This is a genomic window from Microbacterium sp. STRO-1N, assembly GCF_057748015.1.
Genome location: NZ_CM173234.1, coordinates 340,165 through 349,776 on the forward strand (window position 1 = coordinate 340,165; position 9,612 = coordinate 349,776).

General features: G+C 69.8%; 14 protein-coding genes. 4 read left to right on the forward strand and 10 right to left on the reverse strand.

From position 1 onward, the window contains the following. Positions 1 to 3: 3 nt before the first annotated feature. The 4 genes from AC3ANJ_RS01730 to AC3ANJ_RS01745 are packed head-to-tail and all read left to right on the forward strand — an operon-like array spanning position 4 to position 3,251. Positions 4 to 1,125, forward strand: a complete 1,122-nt coding sequence (locus tag AC3ANJ_RS01730; RefSeq protein WP_488317950.1) for an FAD-dependent oxidoreductase — start codon at positions 4 to 6, stop codon at positions 1,123 to 1,125. Further along, positions 1,122 to 1,355 carry a sulfur carrier protein ThiS gene (gene thiS, locus AC3ANJ_RS01735; protein ID WP_488317951.1) on the forward strand — a complete coding sequence of 78 codons (234 nt, stop codon included), beginning with the start codon at positions 1,122 to 1,124 and terminating at the stop codon, positions 1,353 to 1,355. The genes AC3ANJ_RS01730 and thiS overlap by 4 nt, the downstream gene beginning before the upstream one ends. Positions 1,356 to 1,410: 55 nt before the next feature. Further along, on the forward strand, positions 1,411 to 2,130 hold the full coding sequence (locus AC3ANJ_RS01740) for a thiazole synthase (protein WP_488319207.1): 720 nt from the start codon (positions 1,411 to 1,413) through the stop codon (positions 2,128 to 2,130). Next, entirely contained in the window at positions 2,127 to 3,251 is a 1,125-nt protein-coding gene (locus AC3ANJ_RS01745; RefSeq protein ID WP_488317952.1) for a ThiF family adenylyltransferase, read from the forward strand. Before AC3ANJ_RS01740 ends, AC3ANJ_RS01745 begins: the two co-directional genes overlap by 4 nt. Before the next feature lie 22 nt (positions 3,252 to 3,273). Here AC3ANJ_RS01745 and AC3ANJ_RS01750 read toward each other — a convergent pair whose 3' ends face one another. From AC3ANJ_RS01750 to AC3ANJ_RS01795, 10 genes are all read right to left on the reverse strand, one after another. Then, positions 3,274 to 4,089 carry a ribonuclease H family protein gene (locus AC3ANJ_RS01750; RefSeq protein WP_488317953.1) on the reverse strand — a complete coding sequence of 272 codons (816 nt, stop codon included), beginning with the start codon at positions 4,087 to 4,089 and terminating at the stop codon, positions 3,274 to 3,276. 45 nt (positions 4,090 to 4,134) lie between these two features. Next, on the reverse strand, positions 4,135 to 4,461 hold the full coding sequence (locus AC3ANJ_RS01755) for a hypothetical protein (RefSeq protein WP_406247379.1): 327 nt from the start codon (positions 4,459 to 4,461) through the stop codon (positions 4,135 to 4,137). A gap of 54 nt (positions 4,462 to 4,515) precedes the next feature. Further along, on the reverse strand, positions 4,516 to 5,007 hold the full coding sequence (locus AC3ANJ_RS01760; protein WP_488317954.1) for a DUF3108 domain-containing protein: 492 nt from the start codon (positions 5,005 to 5,007) through the stop codon (positions 4,516 to 4,518). An 88-nt stretch (positions 5,008 to 5,095) separates the two neighbouring features. Then, positions 5,096 to 5,611: a hypothetical protein gene (locus AC3ANJ_RS01765; protein ID WP_488317955.1), complete on the reverse strand. Its 516-nt coding sequence runs from the start codon at positions 5,609 to 5,611 to the stop codon at positions 5,096 to 5,098. A gap of 52 nt (positions 5,612 to 5,663) precedes the next feature. Further along, positions 5,664 to 6,209 (reverse strand): TetR/AcrR family transcriptional regulator, encoded by a 546-nt coding sequence (locus AC3ANJ_RS01770; RefSeq protein ID WP_488317956.1) that lies wholly within the window; start codon positions 6,207 to 6,209, stop codon positions 5,664 to 5,666. Continuing rightward, positions 6,209 to 6,787 carry a sugar O-acetyltransferase gene (locus AC3ANJ_RS01775; RefSeq protein ID WP_488317957.1) on the reverse strand — a complete coding sequence of 193 codons (579 nt, stop codon included), beginning with the start codon at positions 6,785 to 6,787 and terminating at the stop codon, positions 6,209 to 6,211. Before AC3ANJ_RS01775 ends, AC3ANJ_RS01770 begins: the two co-directional genes overlap by 1 nt. A gap of 38 nt (positions 6,788 to 6,825) precedes the next feature. Then, the gene (locus AC3ANJ_RS01780; protein WP_488317958.1) at positions 6,826 to 7,041 is read right to left on the reverse strand and encodes a hypothetical protein; all 216 of its coding nucleotides are present in this window, start codon (positions 7,039 to 7,041) and stop codon (positions 6,826 to 6,828) included. Positions 7,042 to 7,068: 27 nt separating this feature from the next. Next, positions 7,069 to 7,971, reverse strand: coding sequence for a VOC family protein (locus AC3ANJ_RS01785; RefSeq protein ID WP_488317959.1), 903 nt, complete (start codon positions 7,969 to 7,971; stop codon positions 7,069 to 7,071). Positions 7,972 to 8,042: 71 nt separating this feature from the next. Then, positions 8,043 to 8,519, reverse strand: a complete 477-nt coding sequence (locus tag AC3ANJ_RS01790; RefSeq protein ID WP_488317960.1) for a hypothetical protein — start codon at positions 8,517 to 8,519, stop codon at positions 8,043 to 8,045. Then, complete coding sequence (locus AC3ANJ_RS01795; RefSeq protein WP_488317961.1) at positions 8,497 to 9,561, reverse strand: M4 family metallopeptidase; 1,065 nt, start codon at positions 9,559 to 9,561, stop codon at positions 8,497 to 8,499. Before AC3ANJ_RS01795 ends, AC3ANJ_RS01790 begins: the two co-directional genes overlap by 23 nt. Positions 9,562 to 9,612 lie beyond the last annotated feature (51 nt).

The window sequence follows — 9,612 nt, forward strand, 5'->3', positions numbered from 1 at the left end:
GTGGTGATCGGCGCCGGCGTGATCGGCCTCGCGATCGCGTGGGAGCTCGTGCGTGCCGGCCGCGACGTGCGGATCATCGATCCGTCGCCGGCATCCGGCGCGACATATGCCGCAGCGGGCATGATCGCTCCGATCAGCGAAGAGCGGCTCACCGAACCCGCGCTGCACGCGCTGGCCGTGGCGTCGGCATCCCGATATCCAGCTTTCGTCGCGACGCTCCAGGGCGCGTGCGGCTACGAGGATGCCGCGACGCTGCTCGTCGCGGTCGACGACGCCGATCGTCGGATGCTGGACGACGTGACCGCGCGGCATCCGGAGCAAATCGAAACACTCACGACGCGCGAGGCCAGACGCCTCGAGCCGCTACTGAGGCCGCGCGTGTCTGCGGTGCGCCGGGTGCACGAGCACCGCATCGATCCGCGTGCGTTGGCGGCGCGGTTGCGGGCGGTGCTCGGCGACCGCGTGATCCGGGCGCGGGTGGCCGGCATCCGGCACATCCTCCCGGGGGATGCTGCTTCGCGCGTCACGGGGGCCGACCTCGCCGACGGTGCGATGGTCGCGGCGCAGGAGGTCGTGGTGGCGGCCGCGCTCGGCGCGGCGGACCTCTGCGGTCTGCCGATCGACCCGCGCATGCGGCCGGTGTACGGCGACATCCTGCGCCTGACTGTGCCGGAGCGGTTGCGGCCCTTCCTCGCGCACACCGTGCGCGCGCAGGTCCGAGGCTCCTCGGTGTATCTCGTGCCTCGCCTCGACGGGACGGTCGTGATCGGCGCGACGCAACGCGAGCACGGCGGCGGCGAGGTGTCGGCCGGCGGCGTGTACGAACTGCTGCGGGATGCCGCCGAGGTCGTCCCCGCTGTCCTCGAGCTGTCGTTGCGCGAAGCCACCGCGCGTGCGCGTCCGGTGACGCCGGACAACGCACCACTGCTCGGGCGAGTCGGTCCTGGCCTGATCATGGCGACCGGATTCGGACGCCACGGTGTGATGCTGGCGCCGATCACCGCGGCCATGGTCGCGGGGCTCGTCGAAGGCGTCGCGCCGCCCTCGCTGGAGGACTTCCGGCCCGATCGGTTCACCCCGGCACCCCTCATTCCTCACCCGCTCGAAACCCTGGAGACGTCATGACCGACATCCTGCTCAACGGCGCGCCAGCCCAGGCCGCCGGCACCGTGACCGACCTGGTCGCCGAGCTCATCGGGCGAGACATCGGCCCGGACGGCACCGCGACAGACGGATCACCGCTCGGCATCGCGGTCGCGGTCAACGCCGTCGTCGTCCCGCGGAGCCGTTGGGGCGATGCGGCGCTGACCGACGGCGACGAGGTCGAGGTCCTCACGGCGGTGCAGGGTGGCTGACGTGATCGACGACCCGTTCGAGGTGGCGGGGGTCGTGCTCGGCTCGCGGCTCATCATGGGCACCGGCGGAGCCGAGAGCCTCGCCGACCTGGACGACGCCCTCGTCGCCAGCGGCACAGAACTGACCACGGTCGCCGTCCGACGCTTCAGCCCTGGCGAGGGAACCGCGTTGTATCCGATGATCGCCGAGCGCGGCATCCGTCTGCTGCCGAACACGGCCGGATGCTTCACCGCCCGCGAGGCGGTGCTCACTGCCGAACTCGCCCGCGAGGCGTTCGAGACCGACTGGATCAAGCTCGAGGTGATCGCGGACGAGGACACGCTCCTGCCGGACGCCATCGAACTCGCGGACGCGACCGAGCAGCTCGTGCAGCGAGGCTTCTCGGTGTTCGCGTACACGAACGACGACCCCGCGCTGGCGCTGAGGCTCGAACAGTTGGGAGCCGCAGCCGTCATGCCGCTGGGGGCGCCGATCGGCACCGGGCTCGGCATCCTGAACCCGCACAACATCGAACTGATCGTGTCGCGCGCGTCCGTGCCGGTGGTGCTGGATGCCGGCATAGGAACGGCCTCGGACGCCGCGTTCGCCATGGAACTCGGTTGCGATGCGGTGCTGCTGGCCACCGCGATCACGCGCGCCGACCACCCGGCGCGGATGGCGGAGGCGTTCCGCCACGCGGTGATCGGCGGACGCCTGGCGGCGCGGTCCGGGCGGATTCCGCGCCGCGAGCACGCTCTCGCATCGTCGCCGATGATCGGGCGGCCGGATCTGTGAGCGGTCCACTCATCGCGCCGGGCGGAGCGCTCGACGTCGCCGCCCGCACCCGGTACGCGCGGCAGATCGCGCTACCGGGGTTCGGCGAGATCGGTCAGAGCCGTCTCGCGGCCGCCCGCGTGCTCGTGATCGGTGCGGGCGGCCTCGGGACCCCGGTGCTGGCAGCGCTCGCCGGTGCCGGCGTCGGGACGATCGGGATCGTCGACGACGATGTCGTCGAGGTCGCCAATCTGCACCGGCAGCTGCTGCACGGGACCGGCGATCTCGGCCGGGCGAAGACGTCCTCCGCGTCCGAGGCGATGCGCGAGATCAACCCGGACGTGCAGGTGCGCGAGCACCGGGCGAGGCTGAGCGCGTCGAACGCCGAGCGCCTCTTCGGCGACTACGACATCGTGGTCGACGGCTCGGACAATTTCGCCACGCGGTACGTCGTCGCGGACGCCGCCGAGCGACGCGGCATCCCGACCGTGTGGGGCGCGGTGCTCGGTTTCGCCGGTCAGGTCGCCGTGTTCTGGCCGCCGCACGGCCCCGGCTATCGCGACCTTCATCCCGACGTGCCCGACGAGGCGGGAACGTGTGCGACCGGCGGCGTGCTCGGCATGGTGTGCCATGCGATCGGTGCGCTGATGGCCGCCGAGACCGTCAAGCTCATCACCGGCATCGGTGCGCCCCTGATCGGTCGGCTGATGCTCTTCGACGCGTCGGATGCGACCTGGCGCACGCTCGAGGTCGTGGCGGACCCGGGGCTCGGCTCCGGATCGACCGGTGATCCCGGATCCCGATCGGATGCCGTGGAGGCGCCGCCGGTTTCACCCGTCGATCCGGAGATCGCGCCTCCCGCGGTGACGCCATCGGCGCTCGCCGCCGAACTCGCCGGCGTTCGCGTTCCGATCGTGATCGATGTCCGCGAACCTGCCGAGACGGACGGGATCCTGGCAGGATCGCTGCGGATTCCGCTGGCCGATGTGGCGGCAGCCGCGCTGGACGATCTCGACCGGACGGATCCGGTCGTGACCGTGTGCGCCTCGGGTGGGCGGGCCCGGCGAGCGGCGGAGGTGCTGTCCGCGCGCGGGTTCCACGACGTGCGCTGGCTCGCCGGTGGTGTCATCGCCGTGCGGTGACCGCGTCGGGCCGTGGCGGGCGTCAGATCAGGCGGCGCAGCGCCTCTTCCAACGACACACCCTGTGCGTCGGCGCGGTCGCGCAGACGCGCGTGCTCGTCCGGCGTGAGAGAGATGCGCAGCTCGATCGCGTCGACCGCGGGGGAGTCGAGCCCCGCGAGCAGATCGGATGCCTCGGCCCACAGCGGCGCGGCCAGCGAAGCCGCCGCGGCAGGGGACGGAGCGGATGCCGCGGCTGCCGCCGCGGTGTCGACGGCGGTGGCGCGCGCCGGTTCTCGAGGCGGGGCGGAGTGCGTCGCGTCCGCGCCGGATGCCGGGCTCGTCGCGCCCGAAACGATCGCCGCTGCACCAGCGACGGCGGCCCCGGCATCCGTCGCGCGGGTGAAGCCCGGTCCGCGGCGCGGCTCGATCTTCGCCTGATACGCCTTCGCCGCGGCGTTCGCACGTTCGTCGGCGGCCTCGTTCAGAGCGTGCCCGGCGTGCCCCTTCACCCACGAGAACGACACGTCGCGCCCGCGCATCGCCTCATCCAGCGCCTCCATGAGGTCGCGGTTGAGCACGGGGCCGCCGTCCGACTTGCGCCAGCCGCGGCGCTTCCACCCCGGCATCCACTTGGTGATCGAGTCGATGACGTACTTGCTGTCGCACTCGATGACGAGCTTCTCGTCCGTGCCGGCCGTGGCGCGCAGGAGTTCGAGCACGGCCTGCAGCTCGCCCTGGTTGTTGGTGCCGTGCGGCGAGCCGCCCGCCGCCCAGTTCGCGTCGTCGATGTACCAGGCCCAGCCGTTGGGACCCGGGTTGCCCAGCGCGGAGCCGTCTGCGGCGGCGGTGATCGTCATCCTTCGAGCGTAGCCGCGCGCGGGGTGCGACTCGGGCGCGCCGGATCAGGCGCGGCGGAACGTGTAATAGCCGGCCACGGCGCCGTGATTGACGACGCCCTCGCCGGTGCCGAAGATGCGCGCGGAGGTCGTCGCTCCGCTCTCCACGAACGTGTACCCGGTGTGCTCGAGACGCCAGCCGATCTTCTCGACCTCGCCGAGGAAGTACCCGACGGTGTCATCCGTCGACATCATGTTGCCGGCCGATCCCCACGACGAAGACTCGCCCGTGAGCAGGCTCACGTCCAACTGCAGATGCAGCAGCACGTCGCCGCGCGTGCGGGCGTCCTTGGCGTGCTGCAGGAGCCGATTGGCGGCGTCGGCTGTGGGCATGGGTCCCCCTCGGTCTGGATCGGATCGGTCGCGATCGGCACCAGCGTAGCCGGGTCAGCCCCACGCGATCGCGATGACAGTGGTGCGCTGGATGCCGTCGTCCAGCGCCGTCTCGAATCGCACCGGCATCCCTGGGTGAGCGACCGAGAACCAGAACGTGGCAGGCTCGGCATCCGGGGTCTCGCGTACGTCGTAGCGCAGGCAGTCCACCCTGCCGATCGGCAGGTCGAGCGCTTCGGTCGAGAGCACCGTGCGATCGGACGGGAAGGCGGCGTGCCGCTGCAGGTCGGTCCACGCGACGCGGCTGCTGGTGATCTCGCCGTCGACGATCCCCGTCGGACCGGCCGTCCAGCGATCGAGGGTGGCGCCTTCGGCATCCGTCTCGCGGAACTTGTTCACGCGGATCGTCCGCGTCCCGTCCGGGTTCTCGACCTCGATCCGGATGGTCTTGCCGCCGCCGGTCGCACGGCGGATCTCGTCCGCCGTGAACGGGGTCGGCAGGAGTCCTGGTCCGAGGAGGTGGGCGTCGGGATCGGCGTCGCTCATGCTGTCATTCTGCCTGCTGCGACGCGTGGGGCCGCTGATTTCCTATCGCGTCACCGGATCATCGAGAACAGGAGCAGGCCGGCGCCGATCAGAATCCCGGTGCGCCCTCTTCGGCGAGGAAGGACTCCAGGAGGTCGCGAGCATCGATGGCCGCGAACGAACGGCAGTCGTAGAGCGGCCGGCTCTGTTCCTCATCGCGGAACGCGTCGACGTAACCGAGAGCCGGGATCTCGAGGAGAAGCGCGTCGAGGTACTGGGCGTCTGCGAGGTCCCAGCTGTTCGAGTGGAAGCAGTACTCGAACGCCGAGATCGACCGCTCTTCGAGAGCAGTGTCGGCCTCATGGATCGCCAGCGCGATGTCGACGGCGGTGTAGTCCGGCGTCCGTGGTGTCAGGTCGACGAAGATGCGTTGGCACAGGCCCTCGCACGGCTTGGCATCGGCGCGGACGCTCGCATCCAGACCGTCCTGCACGTCGGAGATGCGATCAGAGATCTGCCCCAGTGCTTCGTCGTCCAGGGACTCAGGGATGCCGAGCACGCTGCACCCCGTCAAGACGGCCAGTGCCGGGAGGAGCAGAAGAAGCCGAGTCGAGTCGCGCGTCACAGAGACATCAGATCACGGATCGGCGCGACCGCGCGCATGCCCCGAGGGAAGGCTACGCGCCGACGATGCGATCGACCGCCTCGCGGAGGAGCGCGCGATCGGTCGGAGTCACGTCGAGTGCGCTGTGGATGCTGAGGCCCTCGATCAGGGCATCGAGCAGCTGTGCAGTCGTCGGATCGAAGTGGCGTTCCAGCACGACGCGACTGCGGATCATCCACGCACTGGTCAGCTCGCGGTAGCGGCGGTCGCGCGCCGCGAGCGTGTACAGCTCGTGCGAGAGGACGAGCTCGCGGTGCCCGGCGAAGACATCCTGCTGGATGAGGTCGACCACGGCATCCTTCGCCTCCTCGCGGGTCATGTCGTGGCCGAGCCTGGCCTCGAAGCCGTCGGCGATCGCGTGGGAGAAGCGCGTGAACGCCGCGCGCAGCAGCTCGTCCATGCCGTCGAAGTGATAGGTCATGGAACCCAGCGGGACGCCCGCAGCCTCGGCCACGCGTCGATGCGTGGTCCCGGCGACACCGCGTTCGGCGATGACGTCGAGACACGCGTCGATGATGCGGTCTCGGCGCTCGGGGTCGTACCGCGGGTTCGCCGCCATCAGATGCTCCGGATGACCCTGGCCGGATTGCCGACCGCGACGACGTCCGACGGGACGTCCTTGGTCACGACCGACCCGGCCCCGATCACGCTGTTGTCGCCGATCGTCACGCCGGGGCACACGATGACACCGCCGCCGAGCCAGACGTTGTCGCCGATCGTTATCGGCTGTGCCGCCTCCAGCTTGTCGCGCCGCGGCTGCGGATCGACGGGGTGCGTCGGTGTGAGCAGCTGGACGTTCGGCCCGATCTGGCAGTCGGCGCCGATCGTGATCTTCGCCACATCGAGTGCCGTCAGGTTGTAATTGACGAAGGTGCGTGCGCCGATGGAAATGTGTTCGCCGTAGTCAACGAACAGGGGAGGACGGATCACGGCATCCGGAGCCAGCTCGCCGATGAGGTCCTCGAGCCAGCCGCGGGCGGCAGGGTCCCCCGAGATCACCTGGCGGTGGTACAGATCCGCCAGCCGCGCCGCTCGAGCGGCGCGTTTCTCGATCTCGGGATCGTCGGCGATGTAGAGGTCGCCGGCCAGCATCCGCTGATGATTGGTCCGGTCGTCTCCGAGGAAGTAGTCCTGCATGCGTACAACTGTACACATGCAGACACCGGGTAGGCCGATCAGCGAGTCGGCGGTTCGCCGTCGCTGTGATCGGAGGCTTCCGGTGCCGGAGGCGCGACGGGGAAGACGATCGATTCGACGGAGGCGCCGAGGCCGACGCTCAAGGCGTCGATGTCGGATGCCGGGAGGGTATCGACGGCATCCGTTTCGGCGGGCTCTCCCGGCAGCGCGGCCCAGGCGCTCTTGTCTTCGGGGCCCTGCGTGAACATTCCCATGGGTCCATTGTCCGCTCGGTCGCCGACTCAGTAGTCCGCGATGACGATCTTCTTCTGCGTCATCATCGTGTCGTAGGCGCCGGGGCGCTCCATGAGCTCGCCCATGTTCTCGGGCACGATCTGCCAGCTCACGCCGTAGCGGTCGGCCAGCCAGCCGCACTGCTCGGCCTCGGGGACGGCGCTCAGCGCCTCCCAGAGCCGGTCGATCTCCGCCTGATCGGCGCAGCGCACCTCGAGGGAGACGCCGCAGTCGAACGCGTACACCTGCTCGGCTGCGGAGTCCCGCATCGAGAACGGCTGTCCTGCCAGCTGGAACTCACCGAACATGACGTCCTCGACGGCGGCGGGGCCAGTCGGTTCGGTGTACTCGGCGATGAAGCCCAGATGGGCGTCGTCGAACAGCGACACGTAGAACTCTGCGGCCTCCTGCGCCTTGCCCTGCACCGGTCCGCTGAACATCAGCTGCGGGATCACGAAGGGCCGCGGCTCCCGCTCCGGCTCGGCCAGAACCAGCTGCCAACTGACGCCGAAGCGATCCTCGACCCAGCCGTAGTGACGGCTGAACGGATACTCGTCGAGCTCCATGAACACACGCCCTCCGGTCGCGAGGCCGGCCCAGGTCTCATCGAGTGCGCGTCGCGCGGCCTCGACATCGTCGTCGAAAGCGAGCGGATCGAAGGTCAGCATGAACGAGATCGACGGGTTCGGTCGGAACTCGTCGCCCGCGTTGATGAGCGCGATGCGGTATCCGTCCACGTCGAGATCGACGACCAGCGTGTCGCCGGCGAAGTCCGCCTGCCACTCGGGGACATCGTCGGGGTAGCGGGCACTGACCCGCGCGCCGGTCTTGGGGAGGACCTCACTGTAGAAGCCGCCTGCCTCGTCAGCGTTGTGAGTGAACCAGAGATTGGGGACGATCTTCTGCGCCATGACTGCTCCGTCGCTCGATGTGCTTCCAGAGTGCGCCAGCGGGGCCGCTGTGGCAAGGGGCGTCTGTCAGGTCAGCCCGCGGAACGGACGGCGTCGACGAGTCGGCGCCACGGGCCGACGAGTTCGGGCTCCGGCAGGTGCTGCTCGAGGTGCTGCACTGGTGTGCGCGCACGGATGCTCCAGACGAAGCGGTCGGCACCGCGTGATGCGGACCGTACGGGCTCGTCCTCAGGGGGCGGTTCGGGTGCCGGGGTCTGCTCCGGCCCGGGTGTCGGTTCGGGCTCCGGGGTCTTTGCGGGTCCGGGGGTCGATTCGACGCGCGGGTCGGCCGTCGGCTGGTCGTTCGCTGCCGGATGCTCCGGCGCGGCGTCGTCCTGCCCTGATGCGTCGTCCGATGCGTGGTCCCACGGGCAGGCATCGACCAGGACGAGCCATCGCTCGACATCGCCGTCCGCTGCCTCCACCTGCCATTGCCTGTGCAGCCCGGCGAAGCCGCCGGTGCGCACGACGACGATGGTCACGACGTCATCGTGGTGCTGAGCGCTCATCCTCGTATACGCCGACCGTCCTCCACGCGGTGCGGACAGCGGTCCTCACCTCCGATTCCTCACCGTACAACTCGGTCGCGGCATCCGCAGTGGCATCTGCGAACGTCAGGAAGTCGGCGGTGCTCGACAGGCCACCGGTCAGTGCGCGGTACCAGACCTGCCCTGCCCGTTCCCACGCGTGGCCGCCGAGTGCCCGCGCCGTCAGGGCGAAGGCACGGTTCGGGATGCCCGAGTTGATGTGCACCCCGCCGTTGTCTTCGGTCGTGTTCACGAAGTCGCGCATGTGCGCCGGCTGCGGGTCCTTGCCGAGCTCATCGTCGTCGTATGCGGTGCCCGGCTCGAGCATGGAGCGCAGCGCGCGGCCCTGCACCTCATCGGTGAAGATGCCCTCGCCCACCAGCCAGTCGGCCTGTTCGGCGGTCTCGCCGGCGGCGTGCTGCTCGGTGAGCGCTCCGATCACATCCGCGATGGATTCGTTGAGCGCGCCGGACTGGCCCTGATACTCGAGACCTGCGGTGTGCTGGATGACGCCGTGGGCCAGCTCGTGCCCGATTACGGACAGGGATCCGGTGAAGCCGCGGAACACCTCGCCGTCGCCGTCGCCGAAGACCATGCGCTCGCCGTCCCAGAAGGCGTTGTCGTAGTCGACGCCGTAGTGCACCGTGGCATCGAGCGGGGCGCCGGCATCGTCCAGCGAGTTGCGGGCGAATGCGCCGAGCAGCAGCTCGAATGTCGCGCCGAGTCCGTCGAACGCCTCGTTGACCGAGGCATCCTCGACCGGGCCGTCTTCCTCGGAACGGACGATGACGCCCGGAAGCGTCTCGGTGTTCTGCGCGTCGCTGATCGTGCGGTTCGGCGCATCCGAGAGCTCGGCGACGAGCGAGCCGTCGGCGTCGATCGACAGATTGATGCGCCCGCGGAACGCGGGGCGACCGGCCAGAAGCGTCTGCCGCGCGGCATCGGCGGCATGGGGGAAGCGGCCGGATTCGGCGAGGCGTGCGAGCAGATAGGCGGGAACGATGCCGGGCGATATTGTGCTCATGACAACGACCGTACGCCGGACCGGGGACATACAGGTGGCTCGCGTAAAATC

Excerpts from the sequence above, each read along its gene's own strand:
- AC3ANJ_RS01795 (WP_488317961.1), bottom strand. The coding sequence starts at position 9,561 with ATGAGCACAATATCGCCCGGCATCGTTCCCGCCTATCTGCTCGCACGC.
- AC3ANJ_RS01775 (WP_488317957.1), bottom strand. The coding sequence starts at position 6,787 with ATGCAGGACTACTTCCTCGGAGACGACCGGACCAATCATCAGCGGATG.
- AC3ANJ_RS01770 (WP_488317956.1), bottom strand. The coding sequence starts at position 6,209 with ATGGCGGCGAACCCGCGGTACGACCCCGAGCGCCGAGACCGCATCATC.
- AC3ANJ_RS01740 (WP_488319207.1), top strand. The coding sequence starts at position 1,411 with ATGGGCACCGGCGGAGCCGAGAGCCTCGCCGACCTGGACGACGCCCTC.
- AC3ANJ_RS01780 (WP_488317958.1), bottom strand. The coding sequence starts at position 7,041 with ATGGGAATGTTCACGCAGGGCCCCGAAGACAAGAGCGCCTGGGCCGCG.
- thiS (WP_488317951.1), top strand. The coding sequence starts at position 1,122 with ATGACCGACATCCTGCTCAACGGCGCGCCAGCCCAGGCCGCCGGCACC.
- AC3ANJ_RS01760 (WP_488317954.1), bottom strand. The coding sequence starts at position 5,007 with ATGAGCGACGCCGATCCCGACGCCCACCTCCTCGGACCAGGACTCCTG.
- AC3ANJ_RS01750 (WP_488317953.1), bottom strand. The coding sequence starts at position 4,089 with ATGACGATCACCGCCGCCGCAGACGGCTCCGCGCTGGGCAACCCGGGT.
- AC3ANJ_RS01790 (WP_488317960.1), bottom strand. The coding sequence starts at position 8,519 with ATGAGCGCTCAGCACCACGATGACGTCGTGACCATCGTCGTCGTGCGC.
- AC3ANJ_RS01755 (WP_406247379.1), bottom strand. The coding sequence starts at position 4,461 with ATGCCCACAGCCGACGCCGCCAATCGGCTCCTGCAGCACGCCAAGGAC.
- AC3ANJ_RS01785 (WP_488317959.1), bottom strand. The coding sequence starts at position 7,971 with ATGGCGCAGAAGATCGTCCCCAATCTCTGGTTCACTCACAACGCTGAC.